This is a genomic window from Pseudoalteromonas shioyasakiensis (assembly GCA_013391845.1).
Classification (GTDB): Bacteria; Pseudomonadota; Gammaproteobacteria; order Enterobacterales; family Alteromonadaceae; genus Pseudoalteromonas; species Pseudoalteromonas apostichopi.
Window position 1 is genome coordinate 3113711 of the sequence record CP058414.1, and the last position, 20866, is coordinate 3134576.

25 protein-coding genes and 1 pseudogene are annotated in these 20866 nt (G+C 39.1%); 9 read left to right on the forward strand and 17 right to left on the reverse strand.

Features of this window, described 5'->3' with window-relative positions:
• Nucleotides 1-34 precede the first annotated feature (34 nt).
• Together HYD28_14260 and HYD28_14265 are read right to left on the reverse strand one after the other, a co-directional pair.
• Nucleotides 35-844, reverse strand: coding sequence for a hypothetical protein (locus HYD28_14260; GenBank protein ID QLE10024.1), 810 nt, complete (start codon nucleotides 842-844; stop codon nucleotides 35-37).
• Nucleotides 845-941: 97 nt separating this feature from the next.
• A complete protein-coding gene (locus HYD28_14265; GenBank protein QLE10025.1) occupies nucleotides 942-1391 on the reverse strand; it encodes an Lrp/AsnC family transcriptional regulator in 450 nt (149 codons plus the stop codon).
• Between the two features lie 99 nt (nucleotides 1392-1490).
• On the opposite strand from HYD28_14265, the gene HYD28_14270 reads away from it, so the two are divergent.
• The gene (locus HYD28_14270) at nucleotides 1491-2081 is read left to right on the forward strand and encodes a LysE family translocator (GenBank protein QLE10026.1); all 591 of its coding nucleotides are present in this window, start codon (nucleotides 1491-1493) and stop codon (nucleotides 2079-2081) included.
• Nucleotides 2082-2109: 28 nt separating this feature from the next.
• Here HYD28_14270 and HYD28_14275 read toward each other — a convergent pair.
• From HYD28_14275 to HYD28_14285, 3 genes and pseudogenes are all read right to left on the reverse strand, one after another.
• Nucleotides 2110-2701, reverse strand: a pseudogene (locus HYD28_14275) (penicillin-insensitive murein endopeptidase).
• A 103-nt stretch (nucleotides 2702-2804) separates the two neighbouring features.
• A complete protein-coding gene (locus HYD28_14280; GenBank protein ID QLE10027.1) occupies nucleotides 2805-3326 on the reverse strand; it encodes a cytochrome b/b6 domain-containing protein in 522 nt (173 codons plus the stop codon).
• An 82-nt stretch (nucleotides 3327-3408) separates the two neighbouring features.
• Nucleotides 3409-4212, reverse strand: coding sequence for a LytTR family transcriptional regulator (locus HYD28_14285; GenBank protein QLE10028.1), 804 nt, complete (start codon nucleotides 4210-4212; stop codon nucleotides 3409-3411).
• A 167-nt stretch (nucleotides 4213-4379) separates the two neighbouring features.
• Between HYD28_14285 and HYD28_14290 the strand changes: the two genes are divergently transcribed.
• From HYD28_14290 to dps, 3 genes are all read left to right on the forward strand, one after another.
• On the forward strand, nucleotides 4380-5390 hold the full coding sequence (locus HYD28_14290) for a substrate-binding domain-containing protein (protein QLE10029.1): 1011 nt from the start codon (nucleotides 4380-4382) through the stop codon (nucleotides 5388-5390).
• Nucleotides 5391-5469: 79 nt separating this feature from the next.
• Entirely contained in the window at nucleotides 5470-5889 is a 420-nt protein-coding gene (locus tag HYD28_14295) for a CBS domain-containing protein (GenBank protein ID QLE10030.1), read from the forward strand.
• A gap of 233 nt (nucleotides 5890-6122) precedes the next feature.
• Nucleotides 6123-6641, forward strand: coding sequence for a DNA starvation/stationary phase protection protein Dps (dps, locus tag HYD28_14300; protein QLE10031.1), 519 nt, complete (start codon nucleotides 6123-6125; stop codon nucleotides 6639-6641).
• Nucleotides 6642-6701: 60 nt separating this feature from the next.
• On the opposite strand, the gene corA is transcribed toward dps, so the two are convergent.
• The 5 genes from corA to HYD28_14325 form a co-directional block, all read right to left on the reverse strand.
• Complete coding sequence (corA, locus tag HYD28_14305) at nucleotides 6702-7658, reverse strand: magnesium/cobalt transporter CorA (protein QLE10032.1); 957 nt, start codon at nucleotides 7656-7658, stop codon at nucleotides 6702-6704.
• Nucleotides 7659-7779: 121 nt separating this feature from the next.
• Entirely contained in the window at nucleotides 7780-9009 is a 1230-nt protein-coding gene (locus HYD28_14310) for a beta-lactamase family protein (protein ID QLE10033.1), read from the reverse strand.
• 27 nt (nucleotides 9010-9036) lie between these two features.
• Nucleotides 9037-9651, reverse strand: a complete 615-nt coding sequence (locus HYD28_14315; protein QLE10034.1) for a hypothetical protein — start codon at nucleotides 9649-9651, stop codon at nucleotides 9037-9039.
• Between the two features lie 31 nt (nucleotides 9652-9682).
• Nucleotides 9683-9895: a helix-turn-helix transcriptional regulator gene (locus HYD28_14320; protein QLE10035.1), complete on the reverse strand. Its 213-nt coding sequence runs from the start codon at nucleotides 9893-9895 to the stop codon at nucleotides 9683-9685.
• A 174-nt stretch (nucleotides 9896-10069) separates the two neighbouring features.
• On the reverse strand, nucleotides 10070-10453 hold the full coding sequence (locus HYD28_14325; GenBank protein QLE10036.1) for a hypothetical protein: 384 nt from the start codon (nucleotides 10451-10453) through the stop codon (nucleotides 10070-10072).
• A gap of 182 nt (nucleotides 10454-10635) precedes the next feature.
• Here HYD28_14325 and HYD28_14330 point away from each other — a divergent pair, with 182 nt between their 5' ends.
• Nucleotides 10636-11286, forward strand: a complete 651-nt coding sequence (locus tag HYD28_14330; protein QLE10037.1) for a tellurite resistance TerB family protein — start codon at nucleotides 10636-10638, stop codon at nucleotides 11284-11286.
• 45 nt (nucleotides 11287-11331) lie between these two features.
• Here HYD28_14330 and HYD28_14335 read toward each other — a convergent pair whose 3' ends face one another.
• A complete protein-coding gene (locus tag HYD28_14335; GenBank protein QLE10038.1) occupies nucleotides 11332-11580 on the reverse strand; it encodes a hypothetical protein in 249 nt (82 codons plus the stop codon).
• Between the two features lie 156 nt (nucleotides 11581-11736).
• Here HYD28_14335 and HYD28_14340 point away from each other — a divergent pair, with 156 nt between their 5' ends.
• Nucleotides 11737-12507, forward strand: coding sequence for an AraC family transcriptional regulator (locus tag HYD28_14340; protein QLE10039.1), 771 nt, complete (start codon nucleotides 11737-11739; stop codon nucleotides 12505-12507).
• On the opposite strand, the gene HYD28_14345 is transcribed toward HYD28_14340, so the two are convergent.
• Genes HYD28_14345 through HYD28_14355 form a run of 3 tightly spaced genes read right to left on the reverse strand, consistent with a single transcriptional unit; the run spans nucleotide 12504 to nucleotide 14118 of the window.
• Entirely contained in the window at nucleotides 12504-12710 is a 207-nt protein-coding gene (locus HYD28_14345) for a helix-turn-helix transcriptional regulator (protein QLE10040.1), read from the reverse strand. The genes HYD28_14340 and HYD28_14345 overlap by 4 nt on opposite strands.
• Nucleotides 12710-13267, reverse strand: a complete 558-nt coding sequence (locus tag HYD28_14350) for a DUF2975 domain-containing protein (protein QLE10041.1) — start codon at nucleotides 13265-13267, stop codon at nucleotides 12710-12712. Before HYD28_14350 ends, HYD28_14345 begins: the two co-directional genes overlap by 1 nt.
• Nucleotides 13264-14118, reverse strand: a complete 855-nt coding sequence (locus HYD28_14355) for an alpha/beta fold hydrolase (protein ID QLE10042.1) — start codon at nucleotides 14116-14118, stop codon at nucleotides 13264-13266. Before HYD28_14355 ends, HYD28_14350 begins: the two co-directional genes overlap by 4 nt.
• A 263-nt stretch (nucleotides 14119-14381) precedes the next feature.
• On the opposite strand from HYD28_14355, the gene HYD28_14360 reads away from it, so the two are divergent.
• Nucleotides 14382-15530, forward strand: a complete 1149-nt coding sequence (locus HYD28_14360; GenBank protein QLE10043.1) for a hypothetical protein — start codon at nucleotides 14382-14384, stop codon at nucleotides 15528-15530.
• 23 nt (nucleotides 15531-15553) lie between these two features.
• Here HYD28_14360 and HYD28_14365 read toward each other — a convergent pair whose 3' ends face one another.
• Together HYD28_14365 and HYD28_14370 are read right to left on the reverse strand one after the other, a co-directional pair.
• Nucleotides 15554-16597 (reverse strand): diguanylate cyclase, encoded by a 1044-nt coding sequence (locus tag HYD28_14365; GenBank protein ID QLE10044.1) that lies wholly within the window; start codon nucleotides 16595-16597, stop codon nucleotides 15554-15556.
• A 5-nt stretch (nucleotides 16598-16602) separates the two neighbouring features.
• Nucleotides 16603-17172 carry a hypothetical protein gene (locus HYD28_14370; GenBank protein ID QLE10045.1) on the reverse strand — a complete coding sequence of 190 codons (570 nt, stop codon included), beginning with the start codon at nucleotides 17170-17172 and terminating at the stop codon, nucleotides 16603-16605.
• Between the two features lie 192 nt (nucleotides 17173-17364).
• Here HYD28_14370 and HYD28_14375 point away from each other — a divergent pair, with 192 nt between their 5' ends.
• Both HYD28_14375 and HYD28_14380 read left to right on the forward strand, forming a co-directional pair.
• Nucleotides 17365-17904 carry a heme NO-binding domain-containing protein gene (locus HYD28_14375; GenBank protein ID QLE10046.1) on the forward strand — a complete coding sequence of 180 codons (540 nt, stop codon included), beginning with the start codon at nucleotides 17365-17367 and terminating at the stop codon, nucleotides 17902-17904.
• Nucleotide 17905: 1 nt separating this feature from the next.
• Nucleotides 17906-19633 carry a response regulator gene (locus HYD28_14380; protein QLE10047.1) on the forward strand — a complete coding sequence of 576 codons (1728 nt, stop codon included), beginning with the start codon at nucleotides 17906-17908 and terminating at the stop codon, nucleotides 19631-19633.
• On the opposite strand, the gene HYD28_14385 is transcribed toward HYD28_14380, so the two are convergent.
• Complete coding sequence (locus HYD28_14385) at nucleotides 19630-20727, reverse strand: AraC family transcriptional regulator (protein ID QLE10569.1); 1098 nt, start codon at nucleotides 20725-20727, stop codon at nucleotides 19630-19632. The genes HYD28_14380 and HYD28_14385 overlap by 4 nt on opposite strands.
• Between the last annotated feature and the right edge of the window lie 139 nt (nucleotides 20728-20866).

A 20866-nucleotide genomic window follows, 5' to 3' on the forward strand; every position in this document is an offset into this window, starting at 1 on the left:
CGCTTGCTAATGCCTTTTTCTCGAACAGCCGAACCTAGAACCTAAATTCAAAGTTTACATTTGCTGCAGTCTCACTTTCACTACGATCAAACCAATTCATCGATTTATAGACCGCCTCACCTGTAATGGCGAACCAATGTGTGAATGCATACTCAAGAGCAATGCTGACACCGGCATTGTGGCCGTCGTAATCAGCGCTAAAATCAAGGCATTGCTCTGGCGTATCACCACATGCTCGAGTTAACATAGCCCCTTCTTCGCTGGCAAGATAATACATCTGCGTATAATCAACATCGATAGAGCCTTTTTGATAAAAGACACTGCCATATAACAAGGCTTTTGAGCTTAAACGGTAACCTGAAATAAGTGCAATATCATAAGTATCGTGCGACAAATCCCAATCATAGGTATCGTCATCGTAATTACCCGCTAATAGTGGACCATACCCCGAATCTTTACTGCGAATATAGCCAAGGCTAACCGCCATAGAGAGGTTTTTCTCGGCGGCAGACTCTAAAGGGCTGCCATAAAACTGATGCTTAATAGCGTATTTTTCATAATCATGATCGCCGCCAATACCTGCACCTAGGCTAAGCTCCGTCGAATAACCTAAGGTCATACTCATCGAAGTAGTTAACGCGGTACTCGTTGATGTGCTCTCACTGGTATCTTTAGCAATAATCTTGCTTGTATCAGTACCAACGGTTGCACGAAAATGAAAGGGGTCACTGTTGATCTCGGGGCTCTCAAAGCGGGCCATCGATACACCTGTTTCGGTTGTAGATTGACAGCCAGCTAATAAACCTAAAGCTATAAACGCCAAAAGAGGCTTTAACGTTTTCACTTAATTTCCTTATATATTATTATTTTAACGCGAAGATTCTAGACTAAGGCCTGGTAGCTCGCAATAAATTAATAACAAAAAAGGTACAAACTCTATATTAAGCGCGTTCATCCTTGGGTGATTCCATCACGACATGAGTTGTAATGGTTCTTACTTGTGGGATAGAGCCAAGTACATCAGCATGAAACGCTTTATAGGACTTAAGATCTGTTGTTTCAATTCTCAGCAAATATTCAAACGAGCCAGTTACATTGTGGCACTCTTTTACTTCATCAATAAACTCAAGAGCTTGTTCGAATGCTCGCTGAGATATTGTTGAGTGTTCATTTAAACCAACCCCAACATAAGCGATAAATCCTAGGCCAACAGCCTGATTATTAATAACCACTCGATACCCCGCAATAACCCCAAGCTTTTCTAATTCTTGCACTCTACGAAGGCATGCTGATGGCGATAAACCCACTTTTTCTGCCAGCTCTGCATTGGCAATTCGGCCATTGCGCTTAAGCTCGCGCAATATTCTATCGTTAATTTTGTCTTTTTTCATTCTTGATTGTGAATTTCAAATATCAATAACAACATTAAGCGCAATAATTGTGCATATTACAACTTATAATTGCATCATAATTTAAATGGAGAAATAGTAATGAGTTTTGAAATTTTAACAGCCTTGGCATTATTTGCGTTGGTGTCATCAATTACCCCAGGACCGAATAACTTAATGTTGATGAGCTCAGGTGCTAACTTTGGCTTTAAAAGAACCATGCCACACTTACTTGGCGTGACGTTTGGCTTTATGTTTATGCTGGTTTTGGTGGGCCTTGGCATCATGCAGCTATTTGATTTGTTTCCACCAAGCTATTTGATATTAAAAGTATTTTGCATTGCTTACTTACTCTATCTGGCGTTTAAAATTGCCACAAGTAATGCACAACAAAAAGCCAGTAGTGAAAGTAAGCCACTTACTTTTATTCAGGCTGCACTATTTCAATGGGTGAACCCAAAAGCGTGGGCAATGGCGTTAAGCGCGGTTAGTTTGTATGCCCCAGACAAAAACCTCACCTCAGTGTTAATAGTAAGCCTTGTATTTGGCTTAATTAACCTGCCATGCGTCAGCTCATGGACTTTACTTGGCGAAAAGCTTCAACATTTGCTTGCCAGCCCAAAGCGCTTGAAAGCATTTAACTACCTAATGGCAATACTATTAATCGCTTCAGTGATGTTTAGTTTGTTTTGATTTGGGCAAGCTTTGCTTGGCTTATTTTTCACATGGCACTTAAAAAATCAACATGGTAATGCTCATCATGTCGTACCCAAGATGGTCTAGTCGAAAACTGGATGTGCTTTTTAAATCATCTGCATACTTGGTTTTATAAAGCCCTGCAGGGTTGGGTCAAAGGTCACCCGCCAAAGATCGTAACCTTTTGCTGTTGCCGATGTATGCAGCTCAACAATATGAGCTGCTAAAGCGGTGTAATCAACCTTAAACTGTTCAAACTGGCCTTGTTCATAAAATTCAATGTCGTAGCCAAAACGATTGAAAACGAGAGTTGGCAAATGAACGGATTGCCCCTTTTCGTTAACAACAGATGTCATAAAATCAATAGACAAACCATTTTGATGGGTCTTGTGCGAGTTAAGTTTACTGCCATTTTCTAAGCCCGTTTCAGCGTATTTGTATCGTTTATCTGAATGGGATTTCTGGAGCGTTTGGTAAGCATCAACAATGATGTTTTTTACCTGCGAATGAACATACGTACGCCCTACCAGCTCAGCCACTTTGCTGTAACTGGTAAAGTTATCGCCATTGCTTGGCAGTTTTACTGCATTACGTACATAGCCATTGGCAGTAACCACATAAACTGTTAGCCATAGCCGACTGAGAGCTAATTAATAAGACTACAACTAAACACGTTAATGCGGCAAAAAATAACGGTCGAAACCAAATTAAAATAAACGCTTAAAGCATACTCTTTAAGGTCGCGTCTTTATCTATGAAATGATGCTTAAGCGCCGCTAAAATATGGATTGAAAGGGCCGCTGATAACAAATAGCCAGATAAAATATGAATTTGCCAGCCAAAATCGCTTAACCAAGCATTAAACGCAACGGCCTGACCCGTTTCATTGTAATTACTAGCAATTAATTGCCACGAAAAAACAGCAATACCAAAACCGCCAAAACCACTATAAAAAGCACCTGACAGTAACATTACAGCTAGCAAGATTAGCAAGCCCCAATGATAAAAATGAAGCCACTTAGTTAAGCTCGTTTGTATGGCAGATTGAAACGGCTGATAGAGCCTATAAACTATCCTTAATAACCAGATGATAGCAATGATCACCGCGATTGATTTATGCCAATGATACAAGCTGTAATCAGTCACCCAGGTCATGTAGTAACCCAACACAAGTACGCTCAGAATTAATATCGCACTTAGCCAGTGCAAAATCTTATGTGTTTTCTGTGTCTTTTTTGTCATGAACTTTATCCTTAAAAACTATATTCATGACTTAATAGTAAAGATTAAGCTTTTGTTTTAAATAAGATTGTGACGAAAGCCATCATTCTGTGACGAATGCACTCGACTCACTTAATACATTTGCTAGAGCAGGCTTAAAAGTTTTGCTAACAGGAATGCAAAACCCTAGTTTCATCTGTAAAGTTGCATTTGCTTTATGAAGATTAAAATCTTCAATGTGGGCTAAGTTTACAAGGTAGCTGCGATGCACTTGCTTGAATTCATAGCAAGGCAAGTGAGCTTGGCTGTTTTTGATGGTATCTCTTTTTAAAAAGCATTCAGATAATGTTTGTATTTCGACATAGTTGCCTGCAGCTTTAATAAATAATATTGATTCTGGAGAAAGTCTCTTAACAACCCCTTTGTGGTTTATTTCAATATACTTAGGTGGACCTTTCTCTGGCTTATCTTGCTTCGCTTGTGGCAAAAACGACATGCTGCATAATCGCCACAACGCCAAAACTAAGCAACACGCTATTAAGTACTTTGGTAAAAGCTGGATAAATGACGCTGCAATTGCATAACCATAAAAAGAGTAATCAATAAAAATACGTAAGATCACCAATGAACAAATAGCAACTGTGCACGCGATAATAAAAACAAATAAGTTATTACGGACTCTGCCTTTTAAATCAACAAAAGCCACCAATGCAATATTTAAAGCACATAAAGCCCCCCACTCTTTGAACCAAAAAACCTGTGAGTCCATAAACTGATATTGGCCTCCTGCAGTTAAATGGCGCCAAAAAAAGCAATATACATTAAATAAAATAAAAAAAGCCCCCCATAAAAAAGCCGCTTTTTGCCAAAGTTTTGTTAATTGCTGCCAGTATTTATAAATAATCATAGCCACTCCATTTGAATCATAAAAGATAGCAAAAATAAGTACTTCCTTATAAAGGCTTTTTAATTATATGTTAAAGCTTGTTAGTTCATACAATAGCTCTCTGGTAAATTCTAGCTAGGCCACTATAATTAGTTCGTGCTTATAATAAAATTGCAATATGTAGTGCTATGTCTTTAAAAGTATTATTAAATTTTAAATTAAACTGGGTGTTTTTGTGCGCCTGTTTTTGGCTTTTTGCTCTGCCAATTCAGGCCAAATATGTGGTGGCTGTTGTGGGTAAAACCAAGAACGATAGCTTTTATCAGCAAGCCTTTAAAGGGTGTGAGCAATTTGCAAAACAACATCTCGATTTTGAATGTATTTACGACGGCCCTAAAGACTTTCAAGATATTCGCACCCAAGTGTTAGTGATCACCGACCTCATTCGTAGAAACAATATTAGTGGTTTATTAATCGCAACCACAGACTCTAATTATCTTGTTGCAAGAGCTCTTAAACAGCTTAAAGATAACAACATTCCTGTAATTACTTTTGACTCTGATCTGCTCGAAGAAGATCAGCAATATCGTTTAGCCTATGTAGGTACTAATAATTTTGATTATGGTGTTGCGTTAGGCAACGAATTAAAAAAATTTACTAACAAAACAACCAACCAAGTGTGTATTCAGTCAGGGCATTCAACGACACCTAATTTAAACAAGCGTATTGAAGGTGTGCGCTATGCATTATCAGGGCAAAAAGATAAACGTTTAAGCGGTGAAAATGGCTGGAGTGAGTTTGATCGATGTCCTTTGTATAGCTTAGGCAAGCGAGAGGTATCCCTCGGCCAGCTCGACAAACTTCTTAACCTCGAAAATCCACCACTATTTTTAGCTGTAGCAGGTTTTGCCCAATTTAACCCTAACTATGCAAACGTAATTGCTAAACATAAACAGCGCATTGCTAATCAAGAGGTAGTGATCGTTTCTGCCGATACAGAGCAAATGCAATTAGACATATTAAAGCAAGGATTATCATCGGCTAACATTGGTCAAAACCCATTTGAAATGGGCCGTCTGTCTGCTGAATTGATGTATCAGTACCTAACTAAAGGTGAGCGACCCGCTAAGTCTCACTATTATTTAGACTTTCACTATTGCCAGCAAAGTAATGCTGGTACTTGCACCGTTAATCACTAAAACTTTGATCTCACTAAAGTGCAATTAACTAGATAAGGACTAGACTTACAACAACTTGATTAATTGAAAGGATTTAGCAATGACACACCTAGTTAGTGATTTGATGACGCCAGACCCGTTTGCTATTAGTGCACAAAATACCCTGCATGACGCTCATAACCTAATGAAAGAGAAGAATGTCCGTCATATCCCAGTGATCAATGAGCACGGTGGTTTAGTTGGCATGTTAACGCAAAAAATCATGATTGCTCAGGTAATGAATATCATGGCTAATTACAGCGCCAGCGCCCTTGAACGAAAAGAAAAACAAACCAAAGTAGTTGATATCATGGCTACCGATTTTACCAGTATCTCGCCAGAGCAACCGTTGCATGACGTCGCTAAGTTCTTTGTCGAAAATCGCCACGGCTGCATGCCTGTAGTTGATAAAGATAACAACTTAGTGGGAATTCTAACCTCATCTGACTTTGTTCGCTTAGCAGCAGCATTACTCTCTTAAGCCGTTAAATTTAAACTTATATCTGCACACTGAATTTTTTACATTCGGTGTGCAGAGTTTTCATACTCCACCTTAGCCATAGCTACTGCAACAAAACACAAAAAAAATCTAACCAAATAAATTCAACAACTTAACCACAAATCTCTTTTAGGCATAACGTTTGCTTCTATCTAACTAAACGTGCTTTTAAAACTAAAAGCGAAAGGAAATTAATAGATAATCTCGGAGGAGTAATGAGTAATTCATCATCAAAAGTCGCAGAATTTACAGCACCGGGTGTTAAAGACCAAGCTGCAGCTGACACAATTGCTATTTTAGACCAGCGTATGGTCGCTTTAATCGATTTACACCTCACTTTAAAACACATTCACTGGAATGTTGTTGGACCTAATTTTATTGGTGTACACGAAATGCTCGACCCGCAAGTAAGCGCAGTCCAAGAGATGACTGATACGATTGCAGAGCGTATTGCAACTATGGGTGGCATACCTGTTGGCACACCACAATCAATTGTAGATCGCCGTACATGGGAAGACTATTCAATTGGTAAAGGTTTAGTGACTGACCATCTATCTTCACTTGATAAAGTGTACAACGGCGTCAATAAAGACCACCGTGCAGCTATCGAAAAGCTTGGTGAGCTAGACCCAGTTTCTGAAGATATGATCACCGGCCAACTGGCCGATTTAGAACAATTCCAATGGTTTGTTCGTGCGCACATTGAATCGTCTACCGGCGAATTGAAAGGCTAAACCCCCTAGGTCTATCCGAAGACCCCTTGCCCAGCATTTGCTGGGCTTTTTTATGTTTTGTTACAACCAACCTTTATGTTTAAAGAACAAGTAAGGTGCAAAGCCAGACAGCAACATAATGCCAATTGCAAACGGGTAACCCCATGCCCATTGCAGTTCTGGCATGCTGTTAAAATTCATCCCATAGATACTGGCGACGACGGTCGGCGGTAGAAACACCACAGAGGCAATTGAGAAGGTTTTGATAATTTGGTTTTGTTCGATGTTTATAAAACCCTGAGTCGAGTCCATTAAAAAGTTCACTTTATCAAACAAGAAGGTACAGTGAGACATAAGGGTATCAATATCGAGCACAATTTCACGCAGTGATTCGCGGTCTTCTGTTGGTGCTCCTAAGTAGCGCAGTAAAAACGAGATATTCCGACGCGTATCCATCAAACATAAACGCACCTTGCCGTTGTTATCTTCAAGACGAGAGATTCGGCTAACGGCTTCTTCTAAATCTGAGTCGTCTTCTTCAAGTACATAAGCACTGAGTTTTTCTAATTGATGGTGCATGTCTTCAAGCATATCTGCGTGGTTTTCGACTTTTTGGTCAAACAAAGTTACTAAAAGTTGCTTGGGATTATCACACGCCACTTGCCCTTTTCGAGCACGAAGTCGTAATAAACGGAAATCGGCTAATTCATCATCACGGATTGTCAGCAAACAGTTGTCTTGTAACAAACAAGCCACTGTCACCGTATTAAAGCGCCCTTCATTTGGTGACATAAAAAGCGCATGCACATGCAAGCCTTCATGGTCGATAAAACACCGGGAAGACGCCTCGATTTCTTCAACATCATCAGCACCGGGTAAGGTAATATTGAGGGTGCCTGCCAGTGCTTGTCGTTCTTCTTCTGTTGGATTTATGGTATCAATCCAGTGGGCATTTTTAATAGAAGTGACAAGAGGCGTATCAGCAGCTGGTTCGGTTTCTGTAATTACATCTTGGTCTATAGAAAAAAATCGTAACATGCGCCCTATCCTGATAAATCAATTTAAAGCAAATACTATAGCTGTTCACGTTAATGAACAATGACAATGCTACTAATTCCCGGGTAAATCAGAAAAATAATTTAAACCTAACATCAATTGCTTATTTCGCTTTTTTGAAACGCACAATAATCATACCTATCAAGATGATACCAAGGCCTATTAAGCAAGGTACAAAAGCGCTTTGCAGGGCAATATCAAAGGCTAAAAAGTCAGGGGAACCCGTTTGCCAAAGCGTCCATTCATAACCAAGTTTTGATGCAATATGTTCACCACCGCTACTAAGTACGATGATTGCATCATTGTTATCGGGATTGATGCGAAGCGTGCTATTTATTGCCGGCTCATTTGCACCATCGTGGCCAAACACAAAATCTCCCGATGCTGTTGGCGCATAAAGCATGGTACCTAGCCCCCAAATTGGTGCGCCTAAGCTAATAGCCAATGGCTCTCGCATGGTGGAGATCATTTGCGGGCTTAACTGCCCTGTTTGAGGTGATGTTAATGCTTGCACTAAAGCGATTAAGTCATGGCTACTTGCAAATAAACCTGTGGCCGCTGCCGATGCGTATTGAAAATGCCCAGCAGCTTGCCCGCTTTTATCATAAGCAGGTGCTATGTTGTCTAACTCAGCGAGTACATCATAACTGGCATCATTCATATTAACTGGCTTAAAGACGTTATCATTCATCCAAGTTGCAAAGCGTTGATTCGTCTTTTCTTCTACCAGTAGCTCTAGCATCAGATAGCCGCCACCAGAGTATTGAAAATCGCCCGGTGGTTTCGTGGCTTTAATTTCTCGCACACCCGTTGATGAAAACGGGTTATCAAGCGACTCAAGTAAACTTGGTACCGTTTCACTTAGAGGAATATCAGCAAACCCCAAACCATCACTAAGCCCAGCAGTATGAGATAACAGATGAGCAAGGCTGACCTTTTGATTATCAAACTCTGAATCAGGTAATTGCCAAGCTGTTAGTTGTTCATGTATTGCTTTAGCTAGGTCAACTTTCTGCTGCTCTGCCAAAATCATCACGCCATAAGCAGTAATAAACTTGCTAAGTGATGCCACAGGGAACAACGTATTTGCGGTTATTTCATCTTTGCTTTTCGAGTAATCTTGAAAAATCACTTCGCCACTTTCAATCAAAACATAAGCTATGTTCGCTTGGTTTTCAGAAATCAACGCCTGGCTGTTGGCAATAAATTGCTCAGTGTTACCAGTCTCAGCAATTGGCTTTAAAAACCAACCACTGACACCACCATACAAACAGGTCGCAGCCCAAGCCGATGAAAAAAATAGCGTTAACAAAATCGTTTTAAACCAGTTCATACCCTACTCCTTGCTGTGCAAACCGAACTAAACTACTTCGATCTGTTCAGGTTTTTTGATAAAGAAAACCATTAAAATTAATAAAGCTGCAGGGAATAAAAATAAATTCAAATAAGCAAAAATCACCGTTAACTGTAGGATACATATTAGTAGCAGTAGAATAGAAAACACCGTAAGTAGTGACGAAATACCATGGCGCTTTGTCAGTAATAAAGCCGCTGTGATTAAACCAACTAACGCATACAAGCCTAAACTCCCAGCCGATACCACCATGGCAATAACCAAAATACTATCAATCACGTCGTTCGATGCTTTATCGCCGACAACAGCAAGGTAAACATCACAAAGAACGGTAGCATGAAAAGCCAATACCAGCACCGCTAATACACATAACAAGATGCGAACGCCTTCTACATCAAACATATCTTTAAGAGCCTTGCGTAAGCTCAAGTACACATATATCTCAAGTGCACCTATGAATACAAAAATAAGGTCTGAAAAGCTTAAACTTTGTAGGTCAAGCTTAAGTGCTTCTCCTAAGCCATCAAGTGTTTCACCAAAAACTGAAATCCAGTACAAGGGAAATATGACAGCAAGTAACCCCGCTGCAATGCCTGGTATTAAATAGTCACGGTTGAACATATGTCCTCCAAAATCCTGTTGCGTTGTTAAGTTATTCGCTATCACGTTCGTACACCAAAATATCGCCCGGTTGGCAATTGAGCTCTTCACAAATAGCCTCTAGCGTACTAAAGCGGATCGCTTTCACTTTTCCGTTTTTAAGTAATGATAAATTGGTCATAGAAATACCTATGCGCTGCGATAGCTCCTTCAGCTGCATTTTGTTCTTTGCCAATTCTATATCTAGGTTGATTCGTATTTTCATAGTCTAAAAAGTACGCAGCTGGTTTATGATTGTCAAACTTTATTTTATGATTATCATAAAATAAAGAATGAAAAACATAATTACCATATGTGGAGTTAAATCTGTTGTTTGAATTTCAGATATAAAAAAAGCCAGTAAATACTGACTCTTATACCGATTCGCTTTGTTTATAATTTAGGCATTAGCCTGAATGGCAGGTATTAATATTGCCGATAGAATACCCAATAAAAATATGCCACCAATGATCAATACGCCCCAAAATGACCATTGTTTTTGAACTCGTTGAAAATGCTCAACACTATCCCAACGTTTATTCTGCCAAGCCATTTCTCGGCCTTTAAAGCCCAAATAAATCGACACAATAAAACCAACATAAGGCACTAAGGCTAATAAACCAATCCATGTGCTGTTGCCAATTGCCCAAATCCAACTTAGCAAAAAAGCGCCCCAACTAAAGCCTTTAATACCCTCGGGTAAATTGTCTACCTTTCCCTGCCCTGAGTTATTTTCAGATACCATTTCAAGACTTGCTTCGGGTGGAGTGTAATTATCTGCCATGAGTTTTTCCTTATTAATAAGCAAACAGAAATCCTAACTTATAGTATTGAGTGTATTTTAAGCAAGCTGAAAGTTAGCACCTAAAACAGATAATTGTTACCTGATGTGTTTTGTAACATTTATCTCGTTTCCTTTTAATTTCAAATCGCCTAATCTGGGCACATATCTGCAAGGAGAGAACAATGAAAGACTTACAAAAGTTAGTGGGTAATTTAAATAAATCAGGTGCGCTGAGTGGTTTTTTAGGGGGTGTTGCTGGCGGCGGGCTAACTAGTTTAATGGGCGGAAAAAGTAAAAAGAACAGTAAAAAAGCCGTTAAATATGGTGCGCTAGCTGCTGTAGGTGGGCTTGCCTGGAAAGCCTATAAACAATATTCAGAACAAAAAGCGGCTCCTGTGCAGCAAACGAGCTCGCGTGGTTTTGATTTTACTCCAGCCACACTGCCTGAGCAGTCATTTAGTGATGCAATCGACGATAATCATTGTGATGGGCAACTATTATTAATGCGCGCTATGATTGCAGCCGCCTATGCTGATTGCCACATTGATGAAACGGAAAGACAAAAAATCTTCACACAAGTTGAGACAATGCAATTGTCTGTGCAAGAAAAGGCCATGCTGTTCGATGAATTGAGAAAACCAATGCAACTATCCGAGTTAGTTGACGCTGTGCCAAACGCACAAATGGGTATTGAAGTATATGCAGCCAGTGCCAGTGCGATTGATTTAAACCAAGCAATTTCTAAACACTACTTAGACACATTGGCAAGCCAGTTATGTATTCCTAGCGAACTGGTGTTAAGTATTCACAGAGAACTTGCCCTATACCAATAAAAATGGGGCATCTTCGCCCCACTTTAACTAGTGCCTCAGTAATGATTAATGCGGCTTTTTAGTGCCATAACGCACCATATCTTTGCCATTTTCATACACATCATTGCTTACGTAACGGCCCAGTAGTAGCTGATGTCTGTCATCAAGTACCGCAATAAATGGGCGACCATCGCTATTATTTGTTGCAAGCGCAACACCAGCTACATTCTCAAGCCCTAAACCGCCATTTTCAACTAGGCGTAAAAATGTTTCTAACTCATCTAATGTTTCAATTACATCGTTATCGTTAATCATCTCAAATACTCAGTGATTGCTAATGGGCGTAGCATAGCAGGATTAAAAAAATGGTGCGAATAACAGCCCATAAAGCAACTTAGACTTGGACTAAAAATTGACACAACGGCATACAATTGAAGATACTTCCACTATCGACAGAGACAGTAAAGTTTAATGAGTAACCATTTAACGCTCGAATTAATGACCCCACAGGGCTATCTTGCCGATAGCATACAAGCTATTTGGTATGCCTCAGCGCACTCTCAAGGTGAACAATGGCTTGCCTGCGACGGTGCAACAGGGCTTGTGTTTCCTGTTACCGGTGAGGTTTTACTGGATGACAAGCCGCTTGCTGCCCCTTATGCAATACAAGAAACATCAACTCAAGCATCCAAAGTCACATTTTCATACGACGCGCAGTTTTGCGGAATTCGCTTTAACCCAACCGTATTGTCTGAACTTAAGCGAAACGCACATCCACTCCTTGCTGAGCAATCGCTGTGTGAAATTGCCGAAGGCCTACAAGATAATGCCAGCTTAGAAGCGTTTGTTGCGTTTATTAGCCGCCACTTTACTGATAATAAAAATATTAACCACAGTAACAGGCACTCAAAACACTTAATCCGCTACCTTATTGAGTTAACGCCACTCGAAACCGCTTATCAACTTGCCCCACTCAGTCAACGCCAGCTCGAAAGGCAAGTAAAGGAGCAATGCGGTGTCACCCCTAAGTATTTTGAGCGTATATACCGGGTAAAGCTTGCTAAACAAGCAATTAAAGTTAACCCTGAAATGAGTTTTGCAGATATTGCATTAGATTGTGGCTTTACCGATCAGCCTCATTTAATCAAAGAATTCAAAGCAATAATGCACATCACGCCAGCAAAATACCGCAAGTTATTAAAAGACTCTCAAACTAAACAAACAAAGCTTATTTTGCGCTAATCATCTTCAAAACGCAGAATATCACCTGGCTGACAACTTAAGTGCTTACAAATTGCATCTAAGGTTGTAAAGCGTACAGCTTTAGCTCGCCCAGCCCTCAGAACTGATAAGTTTTGTGGCGTAATACCTATCGCTTCAGCTAATTCTGCAGACTTCATTTTTCGCTTAGCTAACACAACATCTAAATCAATAATAATCGCCATTAAATCACTAACTCTTGCTCTTCTTGTAGCTGCTGTGCTTGACCCATGATCCAACCAATAACATAAATAATTAAACCCATCACTAAACCTATAATATCAGTATCTTGTATAACCACGACTCTTCCCAAATCAGTATCTGTTGCAAAGTTTAGAAGAGTAATAAGTAGTGGTGGATAGCACACAACTAGCGCAAATTGCGCCAATAATACGCCACCTAACCATTTAAAACATTGAATATTTTCAATAGCGAAGAAAGACCCACGTCGGTAGAGCAAAAATAACCGAATCAAAATTATATTGATAAGAATAAATGGCAGCAATTGCACAAGACCAAGCCATAAAACACTATCAAAATCACTCTCACTCAATGTTTGCGCTATTCCCTGCCAAGATCCGCTGACTTCAAGACCAATCCACATATGCGCACCATTACTTTGAGTAAAGCTTAAAACATCATTGTCACTAAAAAGCACAATAATGCTTGTAACTAACAAACTAAGGAGCGTAAAAACTAGCAAGCTTAGGATCAGCGTACTCATCCAAACAATTTTTTTCATGACGATTTACTCAATGTTATTTGTTTTAAAAGTTGCTCATAATGAGTCGCTAATTGCTTACCTGTTAACGCATCTGAATGATGCTTCCCCTTTGCGATGTAAATCTGCTTTTGCTGAGATTTTGCGTGTTGATATAAAGCTCTCGCTAACTCAGGTGGAGTTTGTGTGTCTTTTTCACCTGTGATTATTAATAGCGGTGCTTGGTAAACTTGTAACGCTTTTAAATTATCGACTTGGTTAATCTCTTCACTAAACTCAAGGCTAACAAACGGTTTAGCAAACCACGGAATTCGTGCTGCTGTCATCTGTTCAACATTTGTCACACTACCTTCGAGTACCAGAGCATCAACATTGCGCTGACTGGCAACATAACCTGCGATCATACTTCCTAAAGAATGGCCATGGATCACAACAGGCAAGTGATTTAAGTCAGCTCTGCCTTTTACATAATCAAACACCTGTAATGCATCAGCTTGTAGATTAGCCACGCTGGGTACTCCTGAACTAAGCCCATAACCACGATGATCCATCATTAAAATATTTACCTGAAAAGGTAAAATTAGCTTGGCAGGTTCTCCACCAGCGACACTAACGCGAAACTGGTTACCACCAAAGTAAATTACAGTGGCGCGAGCATCTGCAACTTTAATAAGGGTACCTTTAAGGCTGATGCCATCATCGGTAGTTAAAGTTACCTTTTGCGTTATGGCAGTACCATCAACACTTTGTATTTCCTGCATTGTTATTTTTTTATCGGGGTATAAAAAATGAGACTCCTCAATTTTAATTGTTGTACAACCAGTTAATAACATCACAATCAGCGAAACCACTGCAATAGAACCAAATTTCATGTTCACGATCCTTCTAGTAAAAAAACACTATGGCACTATCAAAGTTAAAAAACAAACATTAATTACCGAAAAACGATAATTAATTACTCTTTTTCACACATCAAAAGTCTTCCCTTTGAGAAGTGATTTTGATCAAAACCGCTATCTCCATTAATTAATTTTTATTCCAGTTCTGTATTGAGCGATTTTATTTGCGCTGGGCTTTTATCCATAGGATAGTTAACTCAAGCCTACTAAACGTGCTGTAACTAAATAGGATTATCATGAAAAAAGTTTTACTTGCCACCAGCTTAATCGCCTCGTCATTTTCTGCATTTGCAGCCGATTTAACCGTTGAAGAACTGCGTATTGAAAAAGCCAGCAAAGCCATGCCAAAGGTGTTGAATGCTTTTGCTGATGAAGTAAACCAATTTGAAAAACAGTGGCAAGCTACCACAAGTTACCAGCAGGCGAGTGACCTTATCGATGACTACGCCAAGCAATTATGGCGAGATGCGAAAGCCCGCATTATTAAAACTAACAGTTTCGACGACCGCGAACTCTATTGGGCACGTTTACTTTCAAGCAAGATTATTCGCACCAGCAAACCAAAGTTTGCAATGACAGACAGTGAACAAACCGCATTATTAACAAGGCTTGAAAATGGCAGCCGAGGCCGAACAGAGCTTGATTACAGTAAAAAAACCGATAAACGTATTTTGATTACAGGTTTTGATCCTTTCTTATTGGATAAAAATATTAATCAAAGCAACCCGTCAGGTGTCGCAGCCCTGTTACTTGATGGCCAAGTTATAAATTATAAAGGCATAAGCGCTGAGATTAATACAGTGATGGTGCCAGTACGCTATGAAGACTTTGATCAAGGTATCATCGAATCATTATTTGCACCTTATTACGCACTTAATAATGTCGATATGATCGCCACTATCAGTATGGGCAGAGAAGACTTTGATCTTGAACGCTTCCCAGGTAAGCGTCGCAGTGTAACAGCGCCAGATAACGCCAATATAATCTATGGTGGCACGGCCACTGCCCCAAAGGTTTCAAGCCTTAATGACCGCCCACTACCTGGTAACGAATTTGTGTTATTCAGCTTACCAGTTAAGCAAATGCAACAAGCTAAAGGGCCATTCATAATTAACGACAACCACAAAGTCGTTACACTTGAAAAAGCATTTGAGCCAAAATCACTTAAAGAATTAGAAGGTGCGATTGCGGTAAAAGGCGGTGGCGGCGGCTACTTATCCAATGAAATTTCGTACCGTAGTATTCGCCTGCGTGATGAGCTTAATTCAGACATCCCTACAGGGCATATTCACACCCCACGTATTCAACAATTTGAGCCAGAAACAGAAGCTAAAATTGTTAAGCAAATTAAAGCAATGCTTGAGCAAAGCTTAGTTGCAATTTAAAAAAATAAAGCTCAGCTATTAGACTATAGCTGAGCTTTATCACCAGCAACACAGCAATTGCGCCCCTGCTTTTTGGCTTTATATAGCGCATTATCAGCTATTTTAAATAAACTATCTGAATCAAACGCCTCATTAGTGGCTTTACTGGCAATGCCAATCGATAAAGTAACATAGCTTAAGTCTTCGCGACCTTGGTGGGTAATGTGAGCTGATTCAACAGCATTACGCAGGGTTTCTGCCACTTTGAGTGCCTCCTGCTTATCAGTATTACTGAGCACAATTACAAATTCTTCGCCGCCATATCGAGCAACAAAGTGATTGTCTGGGTTGGTATTATCTTTAAGGAGATTGGCAACCTCACATAGCGCTTTGTCACCTTGATCATGCCCATAAAAGTCATTGTAGAGTTTAAAGTGATCGATATCAGCTACGATCAATGAAATAGGCTGTTTAGCTGATACAGCATCACTGGCAAGCTTTGCAAAGTGTTTATCTAGAGCCCTACGATTAGCAAGCTCCGTCATTGAGTCTGTATTACTGATATGGTTTAACTTCTCATGGCGAAGAAATATTTCTTCACGTTGGTTTTCAATCAGAGTAAATAACTCATTCATTCCCCTTCCGAGCTGGTGTAATTCGTTATCACCGTAATACTCGTCTCTAGCACTAAAATCGTTATTGCTTATTGCTGAATTTACTAATGTATAAAGCTTTCTAAGTGGTTTCAAAACCTGTTGATTTATATATAAATAAAACAAAATAAACACTGAGCCAGAAATAAATAACCCAGTGATTAAAGAGCTATCAAACAAACTTCGATCGTAAGTACGCTCACGCGATTTAATAGAAAGTACAAATAACAAGTTACCCTTTTGGTCATTAACTCCTAAGTAAAGACGCCGATTATGTTGGGAAGCACCCATTACGCTACGATTATCACCAAATACTCTGGTTAAATGATCTTTATATTTAAACACTTCGTCCGTGCCATAAAAGCGAATATCATTTGCTAACCCTGGGGTTAAATTTTCTACAAAACCTTCATCAATAAAGCTCCACAGCAGCAAAGTCCCTACAAATTTCCCGAGCCATCAGACTTCGTTACATTGTAAGCAATTGTCAGGACTGGAGATTTGTCTATCGTGATAAATCGGACTTTATGAACTAACGCTGATTGACTATTAGCTATATCATCAGATAAGACTATTAAGTCGTTTTCTTTCAACAAATGAGAGGTTTCTAAGATCTTTGGTGAGTAAGTCAGATAATCATTATTAAAACTGCCACCTCCGATAATATTTGCCTGCGTATCATATAAATACCAACCATTCACGTCTAAACGTTGCAGTGCGTCAGCAATAACATAATCATCATTAAACCACTGGGTATCACGTTCGTACGCTGCCACATACATGGTATCCCAAGCGGAGCTATCAAAAACCATTTTTGACAGCGCATCAATCTCTTGCTGAAGTTGAGACTCCACTCGCTGAATATCAATCCTATCGTTTTGCTTTGTCATCGCTTCAAAGGTTGGCAATATCCATAATTGCCTGATGATTGTTTGCGCAAGCAAAATAGCAATACACGCTGCTGTAAAAGCGAGCAATAAGCGTTTTCTTATCCTCGAGCCAATCACCATAAAATACCAAACCAAACTGCAATCTAAAGACGATAGTATTAAAAAGTATAACCTTGTTTAGTAGGTTTGCTTGCTAGCCTTTAATTAATAATCAAATTAAAAGTTCTAGCCACACAAAAATTGTAAGTAGAGAAATTGTAAAACCCTTGTTTGTATCTAAACTTTTAGTATGACGTTTTATTGAGTTACTTTATGAAAGGTATCGTCTTTACCGAGTTTTTAGAAATGGTTGAAAATGAGTTTTCTTTTGAGGTGGCTGACAAAATCATTGAAGAAAACTCACTTCCTTCAAACGGCGCCTACACCAGCGTTGGAAATTACGACAATAAAGAACTGCTAATGTTGGTCAGCTCATTAAGCAGACATATCAATAAACCTGTTAATGAGCTGGTTCATGCCTACGGTAAGTATTTGTTAAAACGCTTTTTTGTTTTGTTTCCACACTTCTTTAATAATGTCGAAAGCACTTTTGACTTCCTTGATACCATCGACCGGCACGTGCATATTGAGGTTAAAAAGCTCTACCACGATGCTGAGTTACCAAGTTTTGAAACAAAACGAATTAGCAAGAACGAGATGAAAATGTTTTATCGCTCAGGTAACCCATTTGCTTGTTTAGCTGAGGGCTTGATTGAGGGAGCCTGTGAACATTTTAATGAAGTAATTACAGTTAAAAGCGAGATTGACGAAAACTTCCAATCTGCCATTTTTACCCTAACAAAAGAAGCTTAATGTGGATGAAGAACTCTACAAACGAAGAATAGAACGAGAGCGCAAGGCCAGAAAAGAAGCCGAAGCACTTTTAGAACAGAAGTCCTTAGAGTTATATGAAGCAAATATGACGCTAAAACATGCGGCCGAAAATCTAGAAAAAGAAGTCATCACTCGCACCCAAGATTTAAATAAAGCAAAAGAATTAGCCGATGCCGCCAATCAAGCTAAATCGATGTTTTTAGCAAATATGAGTCATGAAATCCGCACACCTATGAATGCAATTTTAGGTATGGCCCACCTAGCTCTCAATAGCGATTTGACTGACAAACAGTATGATTACGTCGAAAAAATCCAGCTTTCAGCTAAATCGTTGCTTGGTGTTATCAATGACATTCTCGACTTTTCTAAAATAGAAGCCAATAAACTCGAACTTGAAAATAGTGATTTTAATCTAAATGACTTCCTCGCAAATCTAGCAAATCTAGTCAGTAGTTTAATTGAGCAAAATAACACTGAAGTAATCTTTGATATTGATGATGGCATTCCTGAGTTTTTAATCGGTGACACTCTTAGGCTCAATCAAGTTTTATTAAATTTACTGAGTAATGCAATTAAGTTTTCAAATCAGAAAAACGTTATGCTTAAAATGGCGATAGAGTCACAAACAAATAAAAGTATTTGTATTAATTTTCAGGTGATTGATCAAGGTATTGGCATGTCTGAGGAGCAAGTAACTAATGTGTTTAAGCCCTTTTCACAAGCCGATGTTTCTACAACACGTAAGTTTGGTGGTACAGGCCTTGGCCTTGTTATTAGCAAAAAGATCCTCGAGCTTATGGGAGGTAACATTGAGGTTAAAAGCCAATTAAACAAAGGCAGTTGCTTTAGTTTTACAGTGTCATTCGCTAAATCATCCAAACAAAGTACTCACGACACAAACGTTTTTAAACAAAAGCAAGCTCTTATTATTGAACAAAGCAACCGCCCTGAAGCAGTTTTACGTAATATGCTCAATACATTAGAAATCAACACCCATACTATTAACTGTAAAGATGAAAGACTGTTAGAAATCAGTATTAGCCATGACTATGACTTTATTTTTTTAGATTGGCATGTTCTAAACTATGAGCAAAATAACATTTTGGAGAACCTCAAACAGCAGCTTTCTATCGACATTACAAAAACCATTATTCTCGCTTCTTATGAAAACCAAGAGGTTAAAGACACCCTTAGTACACTTAATAAAACCGTTGAAGAAATATTATTAAAGCCAATTATTAAAGGAAATCTACTCAAAACGCTTGAGCATGTTATGGGTATCGCCACGAAAAAAGATAACAGTGTAGACAACACATGCTTTAAAAAGTTTGCTGGCTCAAAAATACTGCTTGTTGAAGACAACCCCCTCAACCAACAAGTCGCATTGCAAATACTGCGCTCAAATGGATTTATTGTTGATGTCGCCGAGGATGGCATAGCGGCCATTGAAGCTGTCGAAAAAGACTCTTTCGATTGTATTTTAATGGACTGCCAAATGCCAAAAATGGATGGTTATACCGCTGCTAATAAAATTAAAAAGCAATCAAAGTATGCCCATATTCCTATTATCGCCATGACTGCCAATACTATGGAAGCCGACATAACTAAAGCCAAAGAATCGGGGATGCAAGGTTACATAGCCAAGCCTATAGAAGTACAAAACATGTTTGAAGTAATTGCAGCACATTTAAGCCAAAAACAACCCTAATCAGCGAGCTCTATTAATTTTTGTTCTGCTAACGAGCCGTTTTGCTTACGAAACTCATTGGGGTTTATCCCTACACTGCTTTTAAAAACACGATTAAAAGTAGCAAGCGAAGAAAAACCACTTTCAAGTGCAATACTTAGAATGCTCCAATGACTTGCTTCGTCTTTTAGGAGCAGCATTTGCGCATGCTTTACTCGATACTGATTAATAAATAAATTAAAATTAGTGGCTTTAAAATGATGACGAATAGCGCGGCTAATTTTATACTCAGGTACTGCTAAAGCTTGTGCAAAGTCAGAAATTTTCAAATTAGTTTGCAAATAAACCTGTTGCTTAATAATAAGTGCTTCTATGCCCTTGGTCAGCTCAGGCTCTATTTCTCTATTTTCTGACGGCGCAATTTTTTTAGTAGCTTGAACTGCCCTTTCAGAGTTCACCTCTTCAATTTCAGCAGATTCAGTTACACAAGGATGGGAACGCTTTTGCAAAAACATCACTAACTGCATTGCAAGTACGATTAACAAGGCGGATGAGGTAATTATAAGTGGCTCAAACTGTTGAAATTCGCTTTCACTAAATAAAAACTTAGGCAGTATGCTGGCATTAAATACTGCTAAAAAGTAACAACTAGCAAAAATAGTTGCCTGCCACTTTTGCGTTCGTGTTTTACCTTTATAGCCTCGTAATGCTTCCCAAAAGGACAGCACCAGAATACTCGAAGATAGCAGCACAGTTATTTCACCCATACCTTGCTTTAAACGCCACATGAATTGGCTATCTGGGAAAATCTGCGAATCAACACTTACCAAATAATGCCAAGTTTGATTAAACATAATCAAACCTGCAATAGTGCTGGCTACAGCAATATGCACCATGGAAAAAGGCTTGTGCTCACGAAACAAAGTGCGTGATATAAGCCAAGACATATTACATGTTGCACAAGTAAATAAACCGATTAAATAGCTGTAAACACCAATACTCGGTGCACTGATTTTTTGCACCCCAACCATGCAAAGCGAACCACAAAAGACAGCAAACAGATAATGAATAAGCTGCTTATCTTTTTTCATGCCATTTAGCAACATTAGCCCCATACAAACAAAAACGAGTAAGTAATAAGGGGAAGTATTTTGCATAACTCTGCATACCTTAAATTGGGAGTTTGATGAATAATTTACCAATCAGGTAAGTTTACTTTTTCAAAATCAACATGGCAAAAAGAGTTTGTTAGTG